Source organism: Actinophytocola sp., from assembly GCF_036378875.1.
Lineage (GTDB): Bacteria > Actinomycetota > Actinomycetes > Mycobacteriales > Pseudonocardiaceae > Actinophytocola.
The window spans coordinates 26,897-49,798 of record NZ_DASUVO010000057.1 but is presented as its reverse complement, the minus strand read 5'-3'; the positions used below and the strand labels follow the sequence as shown (position 1 = coordinate 49,798).

At 70.0% G+C, this 22,902-nt stretch carries 21 protein-coding genes; 12 read left to right on the top strand and 9 right to left on the bottom strand.

All coding sequences use genetic code 11. The annotated features are described in order from the left end of the window. The first annotated feature begins 168 nt into the window (after positions 1–168). From hemG to VF106_RS16770, 4 genes are read left to right on the top strand one after another with little or no spacing between them, the layout of a single operon-like run. Positions 169–1,575, top strand: a complete 1,407-nt coding sequence (gene hemG / locus VF106_RS16785) for a protoporphyrinogen oxidase (protein WP_330840654.1) — start codon at positions 169–171, stop codon at positions 1,573–1,575. 4 nt (positions 1,576–1,579) lie between these two features. Next, entirely contained in the window at positions 1,580–2,272 is a 693-nt protein-coding gene (gene hemQ / locus VF106_RS16780; protein ID WP_330840653.1) for a hydrogen peroxide-dependent heme synthase, read from the top strand. Then, complete coding sequence (locus tag VF106_RS16775) at positions 2,273–3,457, top strand: CoA transferase (RefSeq protein ID WP_330840652.1); 1,185 nt, start codon at positions 2,273–2,275, stop codon at positions 3,455–3,457. A gap of 4 nt (positions 3,458–3,461) precedes the next feature. After that, positions 3,462–4,208, top strand: a complete 747-nt coding sequence (locus VF106_RS16770) for a metallophosphoesterase (RefSeq protein ID WP_330840651.1) — start codon at positions 3,462–3,464, stop codon at positions 4,206–4,208. Here the strand turns inward: VF106_RS16770 and VF106_RS16765 are convergent. Continuing rightward, positions 4,190–7,384, bottom strand: a complete 3,195-nt coding sequence (locus tag VF106_RS16765) for a S8 family serine peptidase (protein ID WP_330840650.1) — start codon at positions 7,382–7,384, stop codon at positions 4,190–4,192. The two genes, VF106_RS16770 and VF106_RS16765, sit on opposite strands and share 19 nt — an antisense overlap. 209 nt (positions 7,385–7,593) lie before the next feature. On the opposite strand from VF106_RS16765, the gene VF106_RS16760 reads away from it, so the two are divergent. Beyond that, entirely contained in the window at positions 7,594–7,932 is a 339-nt protein-coding gene (locus VF106_RS16760; RefSeq protein WP_330840649.1) for a DUF6204 family protein, read from the top strand. Here VF106_RS16760 and VF106_RS16755 read toward each other — a convergent pair. Beyond that, positions 7,919–9,106, bottom strand: coding sequence for a cytochrome P450 (locus VF106_RS16755; protein ID WP_330840648.1), 1,188 nt, complete (start codon positions 9,104–9,106; stop codon positions 7,919–7,921). The two genes, VF106_RS16760 and VF106_RS16755, sit on opposite strands and share 14 nt — an antisense overlap. A gap of 107 nt (positions 9,107–9,213) precedes the next feature. On the opposite strand from VF106_RS16755, the gene VF106_RS16750 reads away from it, so the two are divergent. From VF106_RS16750 to VF106_RS16735, 4 genes are all read left to right on the top strand, one after another. Further along, a complete protein-coding gene (locus tag VF106_RS16750) occupies positions 9,214–9,765 on the top strand; it encodes a TetR/AcrR family transcriptional regulator (RefSeq protein ID WP_330840647.1) in 552 nt (183 codons plus the stop codon). Beyond that, positions 9,766–10,602, top strand: a complete 837-nt coding sequence (locus VF106_RS16745; RefSeq protein ID WP_330840646.1) for an MBL fold metallo-hydrolase — start codon at positions 9,766–9,768, stop codon at positions 10,600–10,602. It begins immediately after the preceding gene. A 129-nt stretch (positions 10,603–10,731) separates the two neighbouring features. Next, positions 10,732–12,594, top strand: a complete 1,863-nt coding sequence (locus VF106_RS16740) for a GTP-binding protein (RefSeq protein WP_330840645.1) — start codon at positions 10,732–10,734, stop codon at positions 12,592–12,594. Positions 12,595–12,698: 104 nt separating this feature from the next. Next, the gene (locus VF106_RS16735; protein WP_330840644.1) at positions 12,699–13,862 is read left to right on the top strand and encodes a pyridoxal phosphate-dependent aminotransferase; all 1,164 of its coding nucleotides are present in this window, start codon (positions 12,699–12,701) and stop codon (positions 13,860–13,862) included. A 21-nt stretch (positions 13,863–13,883) separates the two neighbouring features. Here VF106_RS16735 and VF106_RS16730 read toward each other — a convergent pair whose 3' ends face one another. Next, positions 13,884–15,095, bottom strand: coding sequence for a threonine synthase (locus VF106_RS16730; protein WP_330840643.1), 1,212 nt, complete (start codon positions 15,093–15,095; stop codon positions 13,884–13,886). A gap of 125 nt (positions 15,096–15,220) precedes the next feature. Here VF106_RS16730 and VF106_RS16725 point away from each other — a divergent pair, with 125 nt between their 5' ends. Continuing rightward, the gene (locus VF106_RS16725) at positions 15,221–15,886 is read left to right on the top strand and encodes a GntR family transcriptional regulator (RefSeq protein WP_330840642.1); all 666 of its coding nucleotides are present in this window, start codon (positions 15,221–15,223) and stop codon (positions 15,884–15,886) included. 220 nt (positions 15,887–16,106) lie between these two features. On the opposite strand, the gene VF106_RS16720 is transcribed toward VF106_RS16725, so the two are convergent. The 6 genes from VF106_RS16720 to pcaH form a co-directional block, all read right to left on the bottom strand. Next, on the bottom strand, positions 16,107–16,883 hold the full coding sequence (locus VF106_RS16720) for a hypothetical protein (RefSeq protein WP_330840641.1): 777 nt from the start codon (positions 16,881–16,883) through the stop codon (positions 16,107–16,109). Positions 16,884–16,977: 94 nt separating this feature from the next. After that, entirely contained in the window at positions 16,978–17,598 is a 621-nt protein-coding gene (locus VF106_RS16715; protein WP_330840640.1) for a 3-oxoacid CoA-transferase subunit B, read from the bottom strand. After that, positions 17,595–18,290 (bottom strand): 3-oxoacid CoA-transferase subunit A, encoded by a 696-nt coding sequence (locus VF106_RS16710; RefSeq protein ID WP_330840639.1) that lies wholly within the window; start codon positions 18,288–18,290, stop codon positions 17,595–17,597. The genes VF106_RS16715 and VF106_RS16710 overlap by 4 nt, the downstream gene beginning before the upstream one ends. Next, a complete protein-coding gene (locus tag VF106_RS16705; RefSeq protein WP_330840638.1) occupies positions 18,287–19,456 on the bottom strand; it encodes a thiolase family protein in 1,170 nt (389 codons plus the stop codon). The genes VF106_RS16710 and VF106_RS16705 overlap by 4 nt, the downstream gene beginning before the upstream one ends. 115 nt (positions 19,457–19,571) lie before the next feature. Further along, positions 19,572–20,090, bottom strand: a complete 519-nt coding sequence (gene pcaG / locus VF106_RS16700) for a protocatechuate 3,4-dioxygenase subunit alpha (protein ID WP_330840637.1) — start codon at positions 20,088–20,090, stop codon at positions 19,572–19,574. Continuing rightward, positions 20,087–20,869, bottom strand: a complete 783-nt coding sequence (gene pcaH / locus VF106_RS16695) for a protocatechuate 3,4-dioxygenase subunit beta (protein WP_414638989.1) — start codon at positions 20,867–20,869, stop codon at positions 20,087–20,089. The genes pcaG and pcaH overlap by 4 nt, the downstream gene beginning before the upstream one ends. A 71-nt stretch (positions 20,870–20,940) precedes the next feature. Here pcaH and VF106_RS16690 point away from each other — a divergent pair, with 71 nt between their 5' ends. Next, positions 20,941–21,705 carry an IclR family transcriptional regulator gene (locus VF106_RS16690; RefSeq protein ID WP_330840636.1) on the top strand — a complete coding sequence of 255 codons (765 nt, stop codon included), beginning with the start codon at positions 20,941–20,943 and terminating at the stop codon, positions 21,703–21,705. Positions 21,706–21,741: 36 nt separating this feature from the next. Then, positions 21,742–22,899, top strand: a complete 1,158-nt coding sequence (locus tag VF106_RS16685) for a 4-hydroxybenzoate 3-monooxygenase (protein ID WP_330840635.1) — start codon at positions 21,742–21,744, stop codon at positions 22,897–22,899. Positions 22,900–22,902: the final 3 nt, after the last annotated feature.

Below are 22,902 nucleotides of genomic sequence, written 5' to 3'. Positions count from 1 at the left end.
ACATGGCTGGTGTCCTGAAAGACGCTATGGGGACGTTCAACGACACGAGCGCGTCTTTCAGGACATCGCCCGTGGCGTGACCGCGGGACCACCGAACCGCACGCAAGCCACCAAGACCATCGGTGGACCTGGGTTGAGTGCCCTGAAGGGCACCCTTGGGACACCGACATGAGCCACGTCGTCGTGATCGGTGGCGGTGTCTCGGGGCTGGTCGCCGCGTACCGACTCCGGAAACTGCTCGGGCCGGCCGCGCGGCTGACGGTCCTGGAGCAGTCCGACCGGCTGGGCGGCAAGCTGTGCACGGTCGACCTGGACGGCACGCCGACCGACGTCGGTGCCGAGGCGTTTGTCATGCGTGACCCGGCCGCCGCCGACCTGGTGGCCGAGCTGGGGTTGGGTGCGGCGCTCGTGCACCCCGAGAAGGCCGCGGCGACGATCCACGCGGGCGGCGCGACGGTCTCCCTGCCGAAGCGGACGTTCCTCGGTGTGCCGGCGGGTCCGGACGCGGTGCGGGACGTGCTGTCGGCGGAGGCCGTCGAGCGGGTGGCCGGGGAGGCGTCGCTGCCGCCGCTGCGGCTGGAGCAGGACGAGGACGTCGCCGTCGGCGCGGTCCTGGCGGAGCGGATGGGCCGCGAGGTGGTGGACCACCTGGTGGAGCCGCTGCTGGGCGGCGTGTATGCGGGCCGTGCGGACCGGCTTGGCCTGCGGGCGACCATGCCGGCACTGGTCGCCGCGCTCGACGAGACGGGCTCGCTGACGGCGGCGGCGAGTCGTCTTCTGCCGAGTGCCCAGGGCACCCCGAAACCGATCTTCGGTGCGCTGCGTGGCGGTATGACGGCGCTGGTGGACGAGCTGGCCCGGCAGTCCGGCGCCGAGATCAGCCTGAGCACGACGGTTCGCCGGCTGGCACGTCCGGAAGGCTCTCTCCAGGAGCGCGCCGAGGGGTGGCGGGTCGAGGTGGGACCGGTGCCCCGGCCGCGGTTCATCGAGGCCGACGCAGTGGTGCTGGCCGTGCCGCCGCCGGCCGCCCGGCGGCTGCTGGACGAGGCCGCTCCCGAGGCGTCCGCCGCCTACGCCCGGATCGAGGTCGGGTCCATGGCCGTGGTGTCCATGGTCCTGCCCGAGGACGTCAGGCTCCCCGACGCGAGCGGTGTGCTGCTCGCCGTGGGGGAGCGGTACCGCGACGGCACCCCGTTCACCGCGAAGGCGTTCACCTTCACCAGCCGCAAGTGGGGTGGTGAGCGGGTGCGCCTGCGTGCGTCGGTGGGCCGGGTCGGCGAGGAGCAGTCACTGCGCCGCGACGACGACGCGTTGCTGACCGACGTGTTGGCCGACCTCGCCGAGCTGTCCGGTGTGGACGCGAAACCGGTGGCGTGGGCGGTCACCAGGTGGGGTGGCGGCCTGCCGCAGTACGGGGTGGGACACGCGGCCGAGGTCGGCGTGATCGAGCGGGCCGTCGCGGCCGTGCCGGGGCTGGCCGTGGCGGGGGCCACGTTCCGCGGGGTGGGCATCCCCGCGTGCGTGCGCACCGCGACCGCCGCCGCGGAACGCGTGGCCGCGCACCTGGCACTATGAAGTCATGGCCCGCCTGAACTACGCCGAGCTCAACGACACGATCCGCTACACCATGTGGTCGGTGTTCCGCGCCGAACCGGGTCGCCTTGGCGACGACCGGGGCCCCGCGGCCACCGAGGCGCAGGAGTACCTCGACGGTCTGGAGAGCAAGGGCGTCGTGGTCCGGGGCGTGTACGACGTGGCGGGTCTGCGTGCCGACGCCGACTACCTCATCTGGTGGCACGCCGAGGAGATCGAGCAGGTGCAGGCCGCGTACGCCGGCTTCCGCCGCACCGCGCTCGGCCGCGCGTCGACGCCCGTGTGGAGCCAGGTCGCGCTGCACCGGCCCGCGGAGTTCAACAAGAGCCACATCCCGGCGTTCCTGGCCGGCGAGCCGGCACGCAAGTACGTGTGCGTGTACCCGTTCGTGCGGTCCTACGAGTGGTACCTGCTGCCGGACGAGGAGCGGCGCGGCATGCTCGCCGAGCACGGCAAGATGGCCCGCGACTACCCGGACGTGCGCGCCAACACGGTCGCGTCCTTCGCCCTCGGTGACTACGAGTGGATCCTGGCGTTCGAGGCGGACGAGCTGCACCGGATCGTCGACCTCATGCGCCACCTGCGTGGCAGCACGGCGCGGCGGCACGTGCGCGAGGAGATCCCGTTCTACACCGGCACGAAGATCGCCCCCGCCGAGCTGGTCGCCAACCTGCCGTAGATGAATCCTCTCCCCGGCCCCTATCGGGTGGCGGAGCTGGCCGCCACCTGTGTGCGGATGGCCACCGAGGCCGCACGCGGTGACACGGGGTTCACCGTGGACGTCGGGCACGCGGCGGAGGCGTTCCGCAGCGAGCGTCACACCAGGGTGGTCGGCGAGGCGGCGAAACCGTTGTGGGCGCCGCTGTCCGGCGACTACCGCGCCGCTGACGGCTGGGTACGCCTGCACGCCAACTACCCGCACCACGCGGCGGCGATCCGTGACGCCCTCGGTGCCGACCCCGCCCCCGAGGTGGCCCGCCACTCGGCGGTCGAGGTGGAGGAGCGGGTGCTGGCGGCGGGTGGCGCGGCCGCCGCGATGCGCACCCGCGAGGAATGGCTCGAGACCGGTCCCGGCGGAGCGGTCCGGGAAGAACCGTTGGTGGCCATCGAGAAGATCGGCGAGGCGGCACCGGAGGCGTTCACGCTCGACGGCGCGCGGGTGCTCGACCTCACCCACGTCATCGCCGGGCCCGTGTGCGGTCGCGTGCTCGCGGCGCACGGCGCGGACGTCCTCCACGTCACCCCGCCGGGCTGGCCGGTGCTCCTCGACCTGGTGCGGGACACCGACTTCGGCAAGCGGCAGTGCACTGTGGGCCTCGGCGACGAGCTGCGGGCGCTGGTGGCCGGCGCGGACGTGTTCGTCCAGTCGTACCGACCGAGTTCCCTGGCACGCAAGGGTTTCGGTCCCGCCGACCTCGCCGCGACGCGCCCCGGCATCGTGGTCGTCAGCCTCGCCGCCTACGGACACACCGGGCCATGGCGGGACCGACGCGGCTTCGACAGCCTCGTGCAGATGGCCTGCGGCATCGCCGCGCACGCCGGCACGGACAAGCCGCGCCCGCTGCCCGCGCAGGCACTCGACCATGCCACTGGCTGGCTCGCCGCGTACGGGGCGATGACGGCACTGCGTCGTCGGGCCACCGAGGGCGGCTCGTGGCACGTGCGGCTTTCCCTTGCCAGAACGGCGGAATGGCTGCACGATCTCGGCCGGCAGGAGGGTCCTGTGTCCGAAGTGGACCCGACGCCCTGGCTCACCGAGACCGACAGCGACTTCGGTCGCCTCACCCACATCCGCGTCCCGTGCGCGTCGGTCGCCCTGGCCGGCCCGCGCCAACCCGGCCGCGACCCGGCCACCTGGTGGTGAACCCGTGCCCCTGACGCTCGCCCACATCAGCGACTTACACATCGGCCAGGACTACCAGGGTGACGGCGGCGCCCGCGCGCTTCGCCGTGCCCAGCAGGTGATCGACTACGTCAACGCCCTGCCCGGCGATGTCGACGGGGTGCTCGCGACCGGTGACCTCGCCGACCACGGTGCTCCCGAGGAGTACCGGGTCGTGCGTGAACTCCTTGGCTCTCTGCGGTTTCCGGTGCTCCCGTGTCCCGGCAACCACGACGTGCGCGAGGCGTACCGCGCCACGTTGCTCGGTGAGGACAGCAGTGGCGAGCCCGTCAACCAGGTGCACCACCTCGCGGGGTTCACGATCGCCATGTGTGACTCGTCGATTCCCGGCCGGGCCGACGGGCTCCTCGACGACACCACGTTGACCTGGCTGGACAAGGTCCTCTCCGACACCGAGGATCCCGCGCTGGTCTGCTTCCACCATCCGCCGGTCGCACTGCACGTCCCGTACGTCGACGACATCCGGCTCGGGAACGACGTACAGCTCGCGGAAGTGTTGAACGACAAGGTGCTCGCGGTCCTCTGTGGACACGCGCACACCGCGGCCACGACGACCTTCGCCGGGCGGCCACTGGTCGTGGCGCCCGGCGTGGTGTCGACGTTGGTTCTCCCGGCCGAGGGCGACCACATCGTCGACTTCGGCCTACCGCCCGCGATCGCCTTCCACGTGGTCGACGATCGCGGGCTGGTCACTCACTTCCGCAGCTTGTAGGCCCGGATCACCGTCTGCGTCACGGAGTTCCCGTCCCGATCGGTGGCGGTCGCCCGCAGTGACACGGACTCGGCGCCTGCCGGGTGGTGCAGCAGCACCGCCAGGTTCAGCAGGACATCGGCCTTCCGCCACGTCTTGCCCTCGTCGTAGGAGACGTCGACCTTCAGCGTGCGCGGCCGGTCGAGTGCGCCCGTCTCGTTGTGCTGCAACGAGACCGGCACCACGAACGGCCTGCCCGCCCTGGCCGAGTTGTCGTCGTCCAGTCGGGGAGTGAACCGGACCGCCGACACCGGTTGCGGCACCAGCGTCTCGTCGTCAACGTGTGCGGACCGGAACGTCCAGGACACGTCAACGGCCGTGCTCACGTCGAACACGTCGCGTGCCCGCGTGGTCTTGACCACTGCCCGGTACTCCGCGTCGTCCGGCGGCACCACCGCCATCCCGCCCGGCTCGTTGGACGAGCTGATCAGCTCACCGTTGCGGTAAAGCTCGAACGTGGCCGAGGACAGGACGGAATAGCCGACGTTGCCCGCGCCGTCGCCGTACAGCGCAGGCGCGACGTACAGCTCGTCGCCGAACCGGTACACCGCGTCGCCAACGAACCCGTCGTCGGTCATCGACGGGCCGAACATGCCGTGGTTGAACCGCAACCCGTACGTCCGGCCGGCTCGGTACCGCTGGAACGGCGAGGTGAACTGCGCTTCCTCGATCCCCTCTTCGTTCACCTGCAGCAGCATCGACTGCCACTGCACGGCGTCCGTCGTGAGGTGCGCGACCCGCGTGCTGGGCAGCTTCACGTCCTGCACGATGCCGAACACGAAACCGTCGCCCTCGACCGGGAACGGGAACGTGATCGCGCCGCCGGCGCGGTCCGGGGTCGGTGTGCCGAGGTCGGACCGCACGGTCGCGAGCTCCCGCTGCTGGACCACCTTCGTGAACCCGGTCGGCATGGTGCCGTGCGAGAACCAGGACAGGCCGTAGAACGAATCGTCCTCGCCGAACCACTGAGTGTTGATCTTGCTGGTGAACGCGGTGCCCGGCACCGGCGCGCCGAGGTGGGCCGTGTACACCTTGCTCACGTCGTCGGTCAGGAACGCCGAACCCATGCTGCTGGTCTCGCTGCTCATCGTGTAGCCGATGTCACCGATCGCCAGCTTCGCCTCGGCGGGTGGCTTGATGTTGAGCGGTTTGGCCACCCGCGCGTCCAGTTGGACCGTGGTGTCCTTGTCCAGCACCAGGTTCGGCTGGATGAGCAGGGAGAAGTCCGGTCGCTCGCCGGCCGGCGTCACGATCGTGCTGTCGAGCAGGTACTGGCCCTTCGGCAGCCGCACCTCGACGCTGCCGTCCTCGTCGTACGGGAGCGCGAAGGCGTTGTTGGTCATGCCGATGAGCAGCGCGCTGTACTCGCTGGTGGCCGCACCGTTCCTGTCGACCACCTCGAGGGTCAGGTTGTAGCTCTCCACCTCGCGGTCCAGCGCGACCGGCGTGCGGGTCACGGACGTCCCCGACGTCGCCACGACCGCCGCCGAGAAGAACCCGTCCACGCTCCCGGTACGCGCGTCGGCGGTGACGGTCACCTCGGCCGTGCCGCCGGCCGGGACCGTGACCTCGTTGGCGCTCAACGAGAACATGCCCGCCGGCGCCTTCGTGTCGAGCGCCAGCGACAGGGTGACGTCCGCGTCGCCGAGGTTGCGGTAGGTGATGGGCTTGGTGACCGCCGCGTCGTCGTCGTGCGGCCACCGCACCGTGCCGATGCTGACGCTCGTCGGCTCGCTCACCACGGTCTGGGTGATCGCCCGTGCCACGTCGATCCGGCCGGAGCCCTGCTGGAACGCGGTCAGGTCGGGATGCGGCTTCGTGGACGCGGACAGCACGGCCTTGAGCTGTGCGCCCGTGTAGTCCGGGTGCTGCTGGGCCAGCAACGCGGCCGCGCCCGCGACGTGCGGAGTGGCCATCGAGGTGCCGGACAGGGCCGTGTAGCCGGGTTCGACCTCCTCGCCGATGGTGCCGTCGGAGTGCAGCGCGGCCACGATGTCCACGCCCGGCGCGGTGACGTCCGGCTTGATCGCGCCGTCGCCGACGCGCGGTCCTCGGCTGGAGAAGACCGCCAGGTTGTCGTCACGGTCGACGGCGCCGACGGTGAGCGCGGCGTCCGCGCTGCCCGGCGAGCCGATCGTGCCGTCTCGGAAGGAGTTGCCGGCCGCGATCACGAACAGCGTGCCGTACTCGGCCGACAGCGAGTTGACGGCCGCTTCGAGCGGGTCGATCCCGGGCGTGTCCGTGCCGCCGAGGCTCAGGTTCGCGATGTCGGCGCCTTCCTTGGCCGCCCACTCCATGCCGGCGATGATCCACGAGTCCAGGCCGAAGCCGGAGTCGTCCAGCACCTTCGCGTCCAGGATCGACGCGCCGGCCGCGACGCCGCGGTACTTGCCGCCGGACTTCGCGCCGGTGCCGGCGACGATCGAGGCGACGTGGGTGCCGTGCCCGAAGTGGTCGACGTTGTCGTCGGCGCCGCTGAAGTTCTCCTCGGCGATCTCCCGGTCGGCGAGGTCAGGGTGGGTCTGGTCGACGCCCGTGTCGATGACCGCGACCGTGACGCCCGCGCCGGTGTAGCCGGCCTGCCACGCGGCCGGCGCGCCGATCTGCGGCACGCTGTGGTCCAGGACGGCCTTGCGCTTGCCGTCGAGCCAGATCCTGCTGATCCCGCGCGAGGCCGTGACCGTGCGCCAGGCCGAGCCCTTGGCGGCGTCGAACGCGTAGCCGTCGATGCTGGGTAGCGCCCGGCCCGTGTTGGCGACCCTCGTCGCGCTCGGCCCGGTGACGATGAGCGGGACCGTGTCACGGCGGTCGTAGCCGAACTCGGTCAGCGTGGTGAGGTCGAAGACGCGCCGGTCGACCCGGCCGGACGCGACCGCGCGCAGTGCGTCCGCGGGGATGACGTACAGGTGGCCGGCGGCCTTGTGGACCGAGAACCGCATGCCCTCACGGCCGGGGCCGGGACGCACCTCGCGTGCCACGCCGCCGTGGAGGACGACCTGGTCGCCGGTGACGAGCGTGACCGTCCGGCCCAGCTCTGCCGTGGTGCGTGCTTGGGCGTGCACCGCGGGGGCGGTGGCGAGCACCAACCCCATGACGGCCACGCCGGTGCCGATTCTTCGTAAGCCGATCTTTCGCACCCTGAGCCCTTCCGTTTCCGGTGCGGCAGGGTGCCCCAGACGGCGGCCACCCCCAGCGTCCGCGTGTGTACGCAACGTATCCATCGCTCGGATGTGCTGGCAATAGGCCGAACGGCTCAGTGTCCTATGTGGACATTGGGGGAAATCGTTTGCCTGGACGGGCTCGTTCCGCCACCCTGTCGCCCGACCACGATCGTTGAGGGGACGACATGCCCGATCAGCACACCTACCGCGTACTCGTGCGCGGCCGGTTCACCGACCTCGACACGGCCGGCCGTGCCCGGCTGCTGGCCGCCGCCGACGAGCACGACATGCTCGACAGCGGCTTCTCCGAGGAGGGAGTGCTGTCCTACGACCGTGCGTTGGCCTTCTTCAGCTTTCGTGTCGAGCTACGTGCCGAGGTCGAGAAGACGGACCGCGCGGTGTGCGACCGCGGCCTCGCGCTCGCGGCCCGCGCGGTGGAGGCGTTCGGCGTCGACTTCCGCGACCTGCGTGCCTCGGCCACGGACAGGGACCTGATCAAGGTCCGGCGTCCTACCAGGCGATAGGCAAGGTGACCGGCCCGCGTACGGCCATGCCGGTCTTCCACTCGATCTCGTCCCCCGGGATCGCGAGGCGCAGTGCGGGCAGGCGGATCAGCAGTGCGTCCAGCGCCACCCGTAGGTCCATCCGTGCCAGCGGCGCACCGAGGCAGTGGTGTGCGCCGTGCCCGAAACCCAGGTGGCCCTTGGCATCCCGGGTGACGTCGAGCCGGTCCGGGTCGGGATACCTGCGTGGATCGCGGTTGGCGGCGTGCTTCGCCAGCAGCACGGGATCGCCCGCCGGCACGGTGCCGCCGCTCAGTTCGACGTCCGCCAGCGCGTAGCGGGGAAGCGTGTCCGCGGTGGCGAGCAGCGGCACCCACCGCATCAGCTCCTCCACCGCGCCCGGCATCAGCTCAGGCTGTGCCCGCAGCAACGCGAGCTGGTCGGGGTGGCCCAGCAGCGTGTAGGTGAAGTTGACGATCTGGCTCGCGGTCGACTCGTAGCCCGCGGCGAGGATCAGCAGCGTCAGCTGGACCAGCTCGTCCTCGGTGAGCCGGTCCTGTTCCTCCTGGGCGACGACCAGCGCGCCGAGCAGGTCGTCCGCCGGCGTTTCCCGGCGCTGTGCGGCCAGCTCCCCGAGGTAGGCGGCGAGCCGGCCGACCTTCGCCTGCCGCTCCTCGTTGGTGAGCGCGGTGACCGACATGAACGCCGCGACCCAGTCCCGGAACCTGTCCTGGTCCTCGTACGGCACGCCCATCAGCTCGCAGATCATCAGACTGGGCAGCGGGACGGCGAACGACTCCGTCAGGTCGACCGGTGGCCCGGCCTGCACCATCGCGTCCAGCAGGCTCGCGGCGACCTGCTCCGCCCTGGCCCGCAGCTGTTCGACGCGCTGCACGGTGAACGCCTTCGCGATCAGCCGCCGCAACCTCGTGTGCTCCGGCGGGTCGAGGTCGGTCAGGAGCACGCCGACCTTGTCCGGGTGCAGCCGGGGCACGTCGCGCGTCACGGCCTCGGCGCGGCTGAACCGCGCGTCACCCAGCGCCGTGCGCACGTCGTCGTACCGCACCAGCAGGAACGCCTCGTCACCGTAGGGCAGCTTCACCCGCGGTAGCGGCTCGTTGTCCCGCAGCCAGCCGTACATCGGATCGATCCGCAGACGGTTCACCGGCCCGAACGGGTACGAGCGCACGACCATGGGTCAATCCTCCCCGTCGCCGGCTCGCGACGAAATCGTCCGGGTGGCGCAGCCGCCTCGCGAGTCTCGCGGTTGCTTTGGACTAGACCGGTCTATATAGTTTGGGCATGGCTAAGCGTGGGGAGACTCGAGAGCGGCTGCTGAAGACCGCGGCCACCCTGTTCCAGTCGCAGGGGTATCACGCGACCGGGCTCAACCAGGTGGTCGCCGAAGGGCGGGCGCCCAAGGGGTCTCTCTACTTTCACTTCCCCGGCGGGAAGGAGCAACTCGCCGCGGAGTCGCTTGTCTTGTCCGCCAACGATGTCCGGCGTCGGCTGAGCGGCGCGCGCGATCTGGACGCCGCGCTCGAGGTGTTCGCCACCCGGCTCGTGGCGTCCGGCTTCCGTGATGGGTGTCCTATCGCGACGGTCGCGCTCGACGCGGCCGGGGACAGTGAGCCGATCCGGGTCGCGTGTGCGGACGCGTACGGCTCCTGGCGGGACGTCGTGGTTGATTTCCTTCTGCGGCAAGGAGTCAGCACGGAACGGGCACCCGGGCTCGCCACCACGGTCCTGGCCGCGGTCGAAGGCGCCCTGCTGCTCGCCAAAACCCAGCGTGACGTGGCGCCGCTGCGCCAGGTCGCCGCTGATCTGCGTGTTCTCATCGAAGGGGCCAAGTAAATGCGCGTGCACCACCTGAACTGTGGCACCATGCGGCCGTTCGGCGGCCGTCTGGTCGACGGCCGGGGCGGGTTCCTGCGGCGGGCCACCATGGTGTGTCACTGCCTGCTCGTGGAGACCGATGACGGACTGGTGCTCGTCGACACCGGACTCGGGGTCGACGACGTCACCAACCCCGACGGCTCGCTGCCCAAACAGTTCCAGTTCGTGACGCACCCGCTGTTCGACATCGAGGAAACCGCGAGCCGGCAGGTGGTCAAGCTCGGCTATCGGCCCGAGGACGTGCGGCACATCGTGGTCACGCACCTCGACCTCGACCACGCCGGCGGGCTACGCGACTTCCCGCACGCCACGGTCCACGTCTACGGCGAGGAACTGCGCAACGCCACGGCTCGGGTGAACGGGCGCGACCGGGCCCGGTACCGGGCCGCGCAGTGGTCACACGGCCCGAACTGGCAGACCTACGACACCGCGGGCGAGTCCTGGTTCGGGTTCGACGCCGTCCGGCAACTGGACGGGCTGCCGGCGGACATCCTGCTCGTACCGCTCGGTGGGCACACCCTCGGACACGCCGGCGTCGCCGTCCGCACCGACGACACATGGTTGTTGCACTGCGGTGACGCCTACTTCTTCCACGGCGAGACCCGTTCCGCCGCGGACTGTCCGACTGGTTTGCGCCTGTTCCAAGGGATCGTGGAGACCGACCGCGCCGCCCGACTGTCCAATCAGGATCGACTGCGCACGCTCGTCGCCGAGCACGGGGACGAGGTGGAGACGATCAGCGCCCACGATCCCGTTGAGCTGAGGCGTTACCAGGAGGCCGCGGTCGGCGGGTGACGCCGGTAATCCGGTTGACGGGTCTGTTTTGGTGAATGGGTAGGCAACAGACCCGAGGGGGTTCCGTCATGCGGCCAGCGTTCATGTCCATCCAGCCAACTGCCGCCTACGCAGAGGACATGAACCTCCTTGCCTTGTTTGAACCTCGGGATTCTCGCGCATGTCGACGCCGGTAAGACCAGCCTGACCGAACGGCTGCTCCACACCGCCGGCGTCATCGACGAGCTCGGCAGCGTCGACGCCGGCTCGACCCAGACCGACTCCATGGCGCTGGAACGCCAGCGTGGCATCACCATCCGCTCGGCCGTGGTGTCGTTCGTCCTCGACGGGGTCGCCGTCAACCTCATCGACACACCCGGCCACCCGGACTTCATCGCCGAGGTGGAGCGGGTGCTGTCCGTGCTCGACGGCGCCGTGCTCGTGGTGTCGGCCGTGGAGGGTGTGCAGGCCCAGACCCGTGTGCTCATGCGGACCCTGCGCCGCCTGCGCATTCCCACACTGATCTTCGTCAACAAGACCGACCGGCGGGGCGCCGATCCCGAGCGGGTGTACCGCGAGATCGTCGCGCGGCTCGCGCCTGCCGTCAGAGCCGACCTGTCCGACGGGCTCGAAACCCTTGCCGAACACGACGACACGCTGCTCGCCGCGTACGTCGACGGCACGCCGGTGCCGGCGCGGCGGCTGCGGGACGTGCTCGCGCGGACGTCCGCCGACGTGCACCCGGTGTTCTTCGGCTCCGCGATCACCGGGGACGGCGTCGCGGACCTGATGACTGGTCTGACCGCTCTGCTGCCCGCGGTGTCCGAAGAGGACGGCCCGGCCGCCGGCACGGTGTTCAAGGTCGAGCGTGGCCCGGCGGGGGAGAAGATCGCGTACGTGCGGATGTTCTCCGGACTGCTCCGCGTGCGGGACCGGCTGCCGGCCGGGAAGGTCACCGCGATCCGCGTGTTCGGCGAGGACGCCACCGACCAGGTCGGCGCCGGGCGCATCGCGAAGCTGTGGGGACTCACCGGGATCCGGGTCGGCGACGCCATCGGCACACCGCGGTCCGCTACCCGGCAGCACTTCGCGCCGCCGACGCTGGAGACCGTGGTGACGCCGGTGCGGCGGTCCGACAAGGGGGCGTTGCACGCCGCCCTGACGCAGCTCGCCGAGCAGGACCCGCTGATCAACCTCCGGCAGGACGGTGAGGAGATCTCCGTGTCCCTGTACGGCGAGGTGCAGAAGGAGGTCATCGAGGCCACGCTGCTCGACGAGTACGGGATCGCGGTGTCCTTCCGGGAGACCACGACCATCCACATCGAACGTCCGGTCGGCACGGGCGCGGCCGTCGAGTTCATCGGCACGGGTCCGTTCCTGGCGACCATCGGGCTGCGCGTCGAGCCGGGGCCGGTCGGTTCCGGGGTGGAGTTCCGGCGTGAGGTGGAGCTGGGCTCGATGCCGTACGCGTTCTTCGTGGCCGTCGAGGAGACCGTGCACGCGACACTGGCACAGGGACTGTTCGGCTGGGCGGTGACCGATGTGGTCGTGACGATGACCCATTCCGGGTACTGGGCACGGCAGAGCCACTCCCACGGCACGTTCGACAAGAGCATGTCGAGCACCGCGGGTGACTTCCGCAACCTGACCCCGCTCGTGCTGATGACGGCCCTCGCACAGGCGGGTACGCGTGTGTACGAGCCCGTGCACCGCTTCCGGCTGGAGCTGCCGGAGGACGTCTACGGCACGGTGCTACCGGTGCTGGCCCGGCACGGCGCGGTGCCGTTGAACTCGACGATGGGCAACCCGTGCACTGTGGAGGGTGACATCCCAGCTGGACATGTCCACACGTTGTCCCAAAGGGTCCCGACGCTCACCCGGGGCGAGGGTGTGTTGGAGAACACATTCGATCGTTACCGGGCTGTGACCGGGGCCTTTCCGACGCGGGCCCGGTCAGACCACAACCCGCTCAACCGCAAGGAATACCTGTTGCACGTGGTCAGGAGGATCTGACGTTATCCGGGTGAGATGTCGGCGAGACCCGGCCGTGAACTGAGAGGCATCGCCGTACGTATCTGCTGGTGTCCCACCAGTACGAGTTGAACGGACGTGATCCAGTGCGTCATAGCGCGGACGCGGCGTCGATGTTCCAGAACACCGCGCACAGCCCGTCGTTCTTCGAGCTCTCCAGGCAGATGGGGGAGCACGGCCGTCATCTGGTCGACTTCTGCATCCCGTGCAACCCGTACTTCCCCACGCCGGAGATGTTCGACGAGCTGGCCGCGAACCTGACCAAGATGCTCAAGTTCTACCCGAGCAGCTCGGACACGATCACCCACCAGCTCTGTCGGGTACTGGGGCTCAACCCGGCCACGGTCGCCATGGCCAACGGCTCGACCGAGCTGATCACCTGGATGGACCACATGTGGGTGAAGGAAAGCCTGGCGATCCCGATCCCCACGTTCGGCCGGTGGACCGACCAGCCGATGGAGACCGGCAAGCGCGTGGACATGTTCCCGTTGCGGGAGGTCGACTTCTTCCAGCTGAACGTCGACGAGTACGTGCGTTTCATCCGCCAGCGCGGCTCGCGCGTCGCCGTGGTGTGCAACCCGAACAACCCGGACGGCGGCTACCTGCCCCGGCGCGAGGTCATCCGGCTGATGGACGAGCTGGCCGACCTCGACCTCGTGGTGATCGACGAGTCGTTCATCGACTTCGTGGAGGCGGAGCCCGCGCCATCGGTGGCGATGGAGGCGGCGATCCGGCCCAACGTGGTGGTGCTGAAGAGCCTCGGCAAGAACTTCGGCCTGCACGGCATCCGGTTCGGCTACCTGGTGGCGAACCCTGGCCTCGCGGGCAAGATGCGCAAGACCCTGCCGAAGTGGAACCTCAACTCTCTGGCCGAGACGATCATCTTCATGCTCGCCTCGCACGGCGCGGAGTACCGGGAGAGCCTGCGGCTCCTGGCCCGCGACCGGTACAGCATGGGTATGCAGCTCGCCCGTGTGCCGGAGCTGTCGGTGTACTCCTCGCAGGGCAACTTCCTGCTCGTGAAGCTCGGTCAGGGTGTGGAGGGCACGCAGCTGCGTGACCATCTCCTCGGCCGGCACCAGGTGTTCATCCGCGAGTGCGGCAACAAACTCGGGATGAGCAGCCAGTTCCTGCGCCTCGTCGTCCGGCCGCAACAGGACGTGGCCCGCCTCATGGAAGGTCTGGACGACTTCCTGCAACCGAACTGGAGCGACGAACTGGCCGAACGCCGCGAAACCCGCACTGCCTGAACCGAGCGAGACTCGCGACGTTCAGAGCGGGAGGGTTGCGTCTTTGGCCAGTAGTGGTGGCTCTTCGTACCGCGCTGTGTGTGGGTACTTCAGGTTGGTTCCTGTGTTGAGGACGACTACCTCTTCGGAGCCGTCCAGCCAGTTGCTCCTGCGTAGTTGTGACACGGCGGCCAGTGTCGCCGCGCCCTCCGGGCACATCAGCATGCCTTCGGTCGCCGCGCATGTTGCCTGCTCGGCCAGGATTGCCTCGTCGTCGACCGCGATCGCCGTGCCGCCGGTGTCGCGGATCGCCGACAGGATCAGGAAGTCGCCGATCGCGCTGGCGACGTTGATGCCGAACGCCACCGTGGCCGCGTCTTCCCATGGCGCGGCCGTGTCGGTGCCTTGTTCGAAGGCACGCACGATCGGTGCGCAGCCACTCGCCTGCACGGCCACGAGTCGGGGTAGCCGGCCGGTGAGCCAGCCGAGCGTGACCAGCTCGTCGAGTGCCTTGCGGATGCCGATCAGGCCGACGCCGCCGCCCGTCGGGTACACGATCACGTCCGGCACCCGCCAGCCGAGCTGCTCGACGATCTCCAGCCCCATCGTCTTCTTGCCCTCGATGCGGTAGGGCTCCTTGAGCGTCGCGGTGTTGAACCAGCCGTCCCCGACGGCCTGCGCGGCGAGGCGTCCTGCGTCGCCGATCAGTCCGTCCACGATGTACAGACGGGCGCCCGCCATCGTGCACTCCATGCGGGTGATCGGCGGCGCGTCCTTCGGCAGCACGATCAGCGAGCCCATGTCGGCGCGGGCCGCGTACGTCGCCCACGCCGCGCCGGCGTTCCCGTTGGTGGGCATGGTGATCCGCTCGATGCCGAGCTCGCGCGCCCGGGACACGCCGACCGCGGCACCGCGTGCCTTGAAACTGCCCGTCGGCAGGGCGCCCTCGTCCTTGACGAGCAGGTTCGGCACGCCGATGCGGGCGCCGTAGGTGTGGAGCGGCAGGATCGGTGTCATGCCCTCGCCGAGGGTGACCACGTTCGCCGGGTCGCGCACGGGCAGGAGTTCGCGGTACCGCCAGAGGTTCGCCGGCCGGCTCGCGATGTCCGATGTGGACACCTGGACCGCCGTCAGGTCGTACCTGGCGAGCAGGGGCGTGCCGCACTCACACAGGTTCTGCGGCTCGTCCGCTTCGTGCCAGGTGCCGCATCGCCCGCACTCCAGGTGCGATAGTGCGCTGTTCCACGACTCCACCCGGTTCTCCCTTCGTCGACACTACGATTTTAGATCCAATATGCCGTAGAAGTCGATCACTTCACGTCTTTCTGAGCGGCGGTGGGTAATGTGTCCCCGGTCACCGGACAGTGGGAAGGACCGCAGTGTCGCTGCCGAGAAGCACCCTGAGTGGCCTGGCGTACAGCCAGTTGCGCCAGGCGATCCTGAGTGGGCGGCTGGCGCCGGGCGCGCACGTGACCGTGCGGCCGCTGAGCGAGGAGTTCGGCCTGTCGGCGACACCGGTGAAGGCGGCGCTGACCGCGTTGGAGCGCGAGGGTTTTCTGGTGCAGCACCCGCACCGGGGGTTCTTCGTGCCGGAGGTCGACCGCGAGGACATGCGGGAGCTGTATGAGCTGCGGGAGGTCCTTGACGGGATCGCGGCGCGGCGGGTCGCGGCGCTGCCGACGAGGGAGGCGCTGGTCGGCCGGCTGACCTCGTTGGTGACGGACCAGCAGGCGGCGGTCGCCGCGAACGACCTGTCCGGCTACGGCGACCTGGATGTGCGCTTCCACCAGGAGATCCTGGTCGCGTCGGGGAACGGCCGGCTGCAGCAGGTGGCGGAGAACATGATCGGCCAGCTGCGCCTGGGGCGGGCCACGTCCGCCCGCGTCCCTGGCCGACCGGCCGCGGCGCTGGCCGAGCACGAGGAGATCGTCGCCGCCATCGCCGCCGGACAGCCGCAACAGGCGGAACGCCTCGCCCGCCGGCACGTCCGAAAGTCGGCGAACGCACTGGACCGCTACCTGAGCCGACAAGGCCGAGCGTCCTGAACCAGGCCTGGCCTCCGGCCCCCGGTCACCAGCCTACGGCAGACCACCGACATTTCCGCCGACGCAGCCCGCGGCTGTCCACACCCCCCGCGTGTCCAACGCCCAAGACCCGCGTGTCCAACGCTCCAGACCGGTGAGTTCGACAATTCAGTCACGTGCACTAATTGTCGAACTCACCCGTCCAGATTGTTGGACACGCGGGTTCAGGTCTGACCAATTCTCAGCGTTGCAGTGAGCAGGTGGCGAATCGTTCCAGGCCCTGCGGGCGGGCGGCTACCCGGCCGATGGCGATGGCGATCCGGTCAAGTGCGGCAGCTCGTTTGCTCGCGAGCGGGCCGAGGATGGCGTTCTGTACGAAGTTGGGGCCGCCCTGGCCGACAGTGTTGCGCAGACGGGTGTTGGCTTCGTTGATCTGGGTGTTCAGGTTGGCGAGCTCACGGTTGACCTCCGCCTGCGCGGCGGCCGGCACGGCGCCGATCTGCGGGGTCGGGCAGACGATCTGACCAACGTTCGCCGCGGGCGCGGTGGTGGTCGCGGGCGGCGTGGTGATGACCGGTGCCGCGGTCGCGGGCGGGGCGGTTCCGTTGCCCAAACTGCAGGTGGCGAACCGTTCCAGGCCCTGCGGGCGGGCGGCTACCCGGCCGATGGCGATGGCGATCCGGTCGAGCGCGGCGGTGCGTTTGCTCGCGAGTGGACCGAGGATGGCGTTCTGTACGAAGTTGGGGCCGCCTTGCCCGACAGTGTTGCGGAGTCGGGTGTTGGCCTCGTTGATCTGCTTGGTCAGGTTGGCCAACTCGCGGTTGACCTCGGCCTGTGCCGCGGCGGGCACGGCGCCGATCTGTGGGGTGGGACAGACGATCTGCTGCGCGGTGGCCGCCGTGTTGTTGGTCGCCGCGAAGGCGGACGTGGCCCATGCCACGCCTCCCGCGGTGACCAGTCCGGCGACCAGAATCGCGACGCGTTTCTTTCGTTTTGGCTGTGTGTGGGCAGGCGACATTACGACACCTCTTATGGGGAAAGGGACACGCCGTCTTACACAGCTCAATACGGAACCGTGACGATCACGGTTCAATCTCGGGCCAATAAACTTGTTAGAGGCCTAACTTTCCTCGCAGATCCGGTTCCTCGATCCCATATGTCTCACGGATCGTCACGCCATCCGGTTCAATCAGAAACACGCCGTAGTCGGTGTAGACCCGGCTCACGCACCGCAGCCCGGTCAGCGGGTAGGTGCACGACGGCACCAGCTTCGGCGCTCCCGCGTCGGTGAAGAGCGTCATCATCACGTACACCGACTTCGCGCCGATCGCGAGATCCATGGCGCCGCCGACCGCGGGGATGGCGTCCGGCTCGCCCGTGTGCCAGTTCGCGAGGTCGCCGGCGAACGACACCTGGAACGCGCCGAGCACGCACACGTCCAGATGGCCGCCGCGCATCATGGCGAACGAGTCCGCGTGGTGGAAGTACGACGCACCGGGCGGCTCCGTCACGGGTACCTTGCCCGCGTTGATCAGGTCCGGGTCCACCTCGTCACCGACGGCGGCCCGGCCCATGCCGAGCATCCCGTTCTCGGTGTGCAGGATGACGCCCGAGTCCGGCGCGAGGTAGTCCGCCACCAGCGTCGGCTGGCCGATGCCCAGGTTCACGTACGAGCCGGGCGGGATGTCAGCCGCCACCCGGCGAGCGATGCCAGCGCGATCCAACCGGCTCATCCCGCCGCCCCTTCTTCCGCCAGTACAGCCGGCGACGGACAGGCGACCACCCGGTCCACGAAGATCCCCGGCGTCACCACCGCCTCCGGGTCGATCGAGCCCGGCGACGACACCGACGTCACCTGCGCGACGGTCAGCTTCGCGGCCGTCGCCATGACCGGGCCGAAGTTCCGCGCGGTCTTGCGGTACACGAGGTTGCCGAGCGTGTCGGCCTGGTGCGCCTTGATCAACGCGACGTCACCGTGGATCGGGAACTCCAGCACGTACTCACGGCCGTCGATGGTCCGCGTCTCCTTGCCCTCGGCCAGCGGTGTGCCCACGCCGGTCGGGCAGTAGAACGCCCCGATCCCCGCGCCGGCCGCCCGCAGCCGCTCCGCCAGGTTGCCCTGCGGCACGACCTCCAGCTCGATACGTTTCGACCGGTACAGCTCGTCGAACACGTACGAGTCCTTCTGCCGGGGGAACGAGCACACGATCCTGCGTACCTGACCCGCCGCCAGCAACGCGGCCAGCCCCTGCGAGCCGTTGCCCGCGTTGTTCGACACCACGGTCAGGTCCTTGGCACCCAACCGGCGCAGCGCGTCGATCAGCTCCATCGGCTGACCGGCCGTGCCGAACCCGCCGACGAGCACCGTCGCGCCATCGGATACGCCGGCGACTGCCTCGTCGGCGGACTCCACAACTAGCGTCACGACACGTTCTCCAACACCACCGCTAGCCCCTGACCGACCCCGATACAGATCGCGGCCACGCCCCACCGGTGACCGTCCTCGCGGAGCACTTTCGTGAGCGTGCCGAGGATCCTGCCGCCGGACGCGCCGAGCGGGTGCCCGATCGCGATCGCGCCGCCGCGGGTGTTCACGATCGCCGGGTCGACCTTCCACGCGTCGACGCACGCGAGCGACTGCACCGCGAACGCCTCGTTCAGCTCGACCGCGCCGACGTCCGACCAGTCGATGCCGGCACGGGCCAGTGCGCGGTTCGCCGCCTCCACCGGGGCGTACCCGAACCGCTGCGGCTCCAGCGCGAAGGCGGCCCGGCCGGCGATGCGTGCCAGCGGGTCGCGCCCCAGGTCCACGTCGGAGGACGCCACCAGCACCGCGGACGCCCCGTCCGACAGCGGCGACGCGTTCCCCGCGGTGATCGTCCCGTCCGGACGGAACGACGGCTTGAGGCGAGCGAGCTTCTCGAGCGACGTGTCCGCGCGGATGCCCTCGTCGCGCACGAGGTCCCCGACCGGCACCGTGAGGTCGTCGTAGAAGCCGGCTTCCCACGCGGCGTGCGCCAGCTTGTGCGACCGCTCGGCGAACTCGTCCTGCCGTTCGCGCGAGATGCCGAACTCCTGCTGCAACTGCTCGTTCGCCTCGCCGAGCGACACGGTCCACTCACGCGGCATCTTCGAGTTCACCAGCCGCCAGCCGAGCGTGGTCGACACCGCCGTCACGTCCCGGGCAGGGAACGCGCGGTCCGGCTTCGGCAGCACCCACGGCGCCCGTGTCATCGACTCGACACCACCGGCCACGACGATCGACGCGTCGCCGGTCTCGATCTGCCTGGACGCCGACATCACCGCGTCCAGACCGGACCCGCACAGCCGGTTGATCGTGGAACCCGGCACGGTCACCGGGTAGCCGGCGAGCAGCACCGCCATCCGGCCGACGTTGCGGTTGTCCTCACCCGCGCCGTTCGCGAGCCCCAGGACCACCTCGTCGACCGCGCTGGTGTCCAGCCCGGGGGTGCGCTCGGCGATGGCCCCCACGACCGTGGCCGCGAGGTCGTCCGGTCGTTCCTTGGCCAGCCCACCGTCGAACCTGCCGAAGGGCGTGCGGACCGCGTCGTACAAGAAAGCGCTGCTCATGACGCCACCTTGCCCGCTCCGTGGCGCCGGAACGCTCCGCAGGCTCCGCTACTCCGGCGCCCTCCGCGGTCAAGGCGCCGTCCTGGACGTCGATGGTTCGCTCCGCAAGCTCCGCTCATGACTGTCCAGGGTAAGCAAGGAACACGGTCTCCCCATCCCCCTGAAGCACCACGTCGAAGCGAAGCCCGTTCGCCTCCCGCGATGCGACCAGCGTGCCGCGCCGGTCCGCCGGCACGGACAGCAGGAAGGGGTCGACCGCCTCCGGGAGGTAGATCCGGGTGAACAGCCGGTTCATCAGCCCACGCGCGAACACCGTCAGCGCGATGAACGGGGCAGCCGGCTCGACGGTGGTGAACGTGTAGTGGCCGGTGTTGTCGGTCGCGGCGCGGCCCCAGCCGGTGAACGTGTGACCGTCGCGGCGCAACGAGCCACCCACCCGTGGCACGTTGCCGCTGCCGTCGGCCTGCCAGATCTCCAGCAGCGCGTCCGGCACCGGCGCGCCAGCGCCGTCACGCACATAGCCGTGCAGGCGGATCGCGTTCGGGTGACCGGGCGGGACGAGATCCGGGCCGCCGGCGTAAGGGAGCGCGTAGCCGAAGAACGGCCCGACCGTCTGTCCCGGAGTCGCGCTCATTCGGCGGCCTCCGTCCAGGTGCGGTGGCTGCCGGTCAGCACGATGTCCCAGCGGTAGCCGGTGGCGTACTCGTGCTGTGTGACGTCGTGGTCGTAGGTCGCGATCAGCCGCTCCCGTGCCTTCGGGTCCACGATGGACTGATAGATCGGGTCGAGCGGGAACAGCGGGTCACCCGGGAAGTACATCTGCGTGATCATGCGCTGGGTGAACTCGGTGCCGAACAACGAGAAGTGGATGTGTGCCGGCCGCCAGGCGTTGTGGTGGTTGCGCCACGGGTACGGGCCGGGCTTGACCGTCGTGAACCGGTAGGAGCCGTCCGGGCCGGTGAGGCAGCGGCCGACACCGGTGAAGTTCGGGTCCAGCGACGCGGGGTGCTGGTCACGCTGGTGGGCGTAGCGGCCGGACGAGTTGGCCTGCCAGATCTCGACCAGCTGACCCGCGACCGGACGCCCGTCGCCGTCGACGACCCGGCCGGTCACGATCATCCGTTCGCCGACCGGCTGCCCGAGGTGCTGGATCGTGAGGTCCGCCTCCAGGGGGTCGACGTCCTGGTTGCCGAACACCGGCGCGTACAGCTCGACCAGTTCGGGGTCGGCCTGGTGGAGCGCCTTGGTCGGGTGCCGCAGGATGCTGCTCCGGTACGGCGCGTAGTCCAGCCGCGGCTGGGGCTCGTCGCCGGTGAGCGTGGCGGCCACGGCGGCGATCTCGGCGCTGATCTCGTCCTGGGTGGCGGCCGCGGCGTCGGAGGACGCCGCGACCCGTGGGGGTGCTTCGGTCACACCTTGCAAACTAGGCCGGACGGTCCCGCGGGTGCGAGACTTGGCTTCCACTGAGTGGAAGGATTGACCTGGTGGCGGGGAACAGCGGCCGGCCTGGTGTGAGCGTCGCCTCACGCGTGCTCGCGCTGCTCGGCGCGTTCGACACCGACCACCGGGCCATGACGCTCACCGAGTTGGCCAACCGGGCCGGGCTGCCGTTGGCCACCGCGTACCGGCTGGTCGGCGAGCTGGTCGACTGGGGTGCCCTGGTGCGGCGGGCGTCCGGCGAGTACGTGGTCGGCAGGAAGCTCTGGGACCTCGGGCTGCTCGCGCCGGTCCAGTCAGGACTGCGGCAGATCGCGTCGCCCTTCCTGCACGACCTCTACGCCGCGACGCTCGCGACCGTGCATCTCGCGGTCCGTGACGGCACGTCGGTGCTGTACGTCGACCGGCTGGCCGGGCACGTGTCGGTGCCCGTCGTCAGCGACGTCGGCACGCGGCTGCCGATGCACGCGACCGGCGTCGGCAAGGTGTTGCTCGCGCACGCGCCGGAGGACGTGCGGGCGTGGGTGTTCACCAACCTGACCCGCATCACCCCGTACACCGTGACCCAACCGGGACGGCTGCGCTCCGAGCTGCGGCGCGTGCGGCGCGACGGCTTCGCGCAGACCAGCGAGGAGATGAGCCTCGGCGCGTCCTCGGTGGCCGTGCCGATCGCGGTGCCGGGAGGTCCGGTGGTCGCGGCACTGGGCATCGTCGTGCCCAGCATCGGCCGGGACCGGCCACGGCTCGTGGCCGCGTTGCAGGTGGCGGCACAGGGGATCGGTCGCAGCCTTCCACTGGGTGAAAGCCGCTGATTGGTGCGAACCGCACCGCCGGTCTTCACTTGTCCCATGCGTACCCAGGTGGCCATCATCGGCGCCGGCCCCGCCGGTTTGTTGCTCTCGCATCTGCTCGCGGAGGGTGGCGTCGAGTCGGTCGTCGTCGAGACCCGCACGCGGGACTACGTCGAGTCCCGGATCCGGGCCGGCATCCTCGAGCACTCGACGGTCGAGTTGCTGAAGTCCGTCGGGCTGGGCGACCGGCTGATGCGGGAGGGCCACGAGCACCGCGGGATCTACCTGCAGTGGCCGTCGGAGCGGCACCACCTCGACTTCCTCGACCTCGTCGGGCGCAGCGTCTGGGTGTACGGGCAGACCGAGGTGCAGAAGGACCTCGGCCGCGCCCGCGAGGCCGCCGGCCAGCAGGTGATCTACGACGTGCGGGACACGGCGGTGTTCGACTCCACCGAGCCGCACGTGACGTTCACGGTCGACGGCGTCGCCCATCGGCTCGACGCCGACGTGGTCGTGGGCTGCGACGGCTCGTTCGGCCCGACCCGCGCGGTGGTGCCTGGCACGACGTGGCAGCGGACCTACCCGTACTCGTGGCTCGGCGTGCTCGCCGACGTGGCGCCGTCCACCGACGAGCTGATCTATGCCTGGCACCCGGACGGGTTCGCGTTGAACTCGATGCGCTCCCCGACGGTCACCCGGCTGTACCTGCAGGTCCCGGCGGACACGGACATCGCGGAGTGGTCGGACGAGCGGATCTGGGACGCCCTGTCCATCCGGCTCGGCCACGGCCAGGACGGGTGGGAGCTGACCCGCGGCCCGATCATGGAGAAGAGCGTGCTGCCCATGCGGAGCTTCGTGCAGGCCCCGATGCGGCGCGGCAACGTCTTCCTCGCAGGCGACGCCGCGCACATCGTCCCGCCGACCGGCGCGAAGGGCCTGAACCTGGCGGTCGCGGACGTCACCCTGCTCGCCCCGGCACTGGTCGCGCTGCTGACCGAGAAGGACCCGCGACTCGCCGACGAGTACTCGGACCGCGCACTGCGCCGCGTCTGGCGGTGCACGCACTTCTCGTGGTGGATGACGACCATGCTGCACACGAGCCCCGACCCGTTCGACGCGCAGCTCCAACTGTCGCAGCTGCGGTGGGTGGCGAGCAGCGTCGCCGGCGCAACGGGTTTGGCGGAGAACTACGCCGGTCTACCCATTGGTTTCTAGGCG

What these genes read in the sequence shown, in the direction of transcription:
- VF106_RS16685 (WP_330840635.1), top strand. Translation starts at nt 21,742, where the DNA reads ATGCGTACCCAGGTGGCCATCATCGGCGCCGGCCCCGCCGGTTTGTTG.
- VF106_RS16775 (WP_330840652.1), top strand. Translation starts at nt 2,273, where the DNA reads ATGAATCCTCTCCCCGGCCCCTATCGGGTGGCGGAGCTGGCCGCCACC.
- VF106_RS16715 (WP_330840640.1), bottom strand. Translation starts at nt 17,598, where the DNA reads ATGAGCCGGTTGGATCGCGCTGGCATCGCTCGCCGGGTGGCGGCTGAC.
- pcaG (WP_330840637.1), bottom strand. Translation starts at nt 20,090, where the DNA reads ATGAGCGCGACTCCGGGACAGACGGTCGGGCCGTTCTTCGGCTACGCG.
- VF106_RS16760 (WP_330840649.1), top strand. Translation starts at nt 7,594, where the DNA reads ATGCCCGATCAGCACACCTACCGCGTACTCGTGCGCGGCCGGTTCACC.
- hemG (WP_330840654.1), top strand. Translation starts at nt 169, where the DNA reads ATGAGCCACGTCGTCGTGATCGGTGGCGGTGTCTCGGGGCTGGTCGCC.
- VF106_RS16720 (WP_330840641.1), bottom strand. Translation starts at nt 16,883, where the DNA reads ATGTCGCCTGCCCACACACAGCCAAAACGAAAGAAACGCGTCGCGATT.
- hemQ (WP_330840653.1), top strand. Translation starts at nt 1,580, where the DNA reads ATGGCCCGCCTGAACTACGCCGAGCTCAACGACACGATCCGCTACACC.
- VF106_RS16755 (WP_330840648.1), bottom strand. Translation starts at nt 9,106, where the DNA reads ATGGTCGTGCGCTCGTACCCGTTCGGGCCGGTGAACCGTCTGCGGATC.
- VF106_RS16745 (WP_330840646.1), top strand. Translation starts at nt 9,766, where the DNA reads ATGCGCGTGCACCACCTGAACTGTGGCACCATGCGGCCGTTCGGCGGC.
- VF106_RS16750 (WP_330840647.1), top strand. Translation starts at nt 9,214, where the DNA reads ATGGCTAAGCGTGGGGAGACTCGAGAGCGGCTGCTGAAGACCGCGGCC.
- VF106_RS16705 (WP_330840638.1), bottom strand. Translation starts at nt 19,456, where the DNA reads ATGAGCAGCGCTTTCTTGTACGACGCGGTCCGCACGCCCTTCGGCAGG.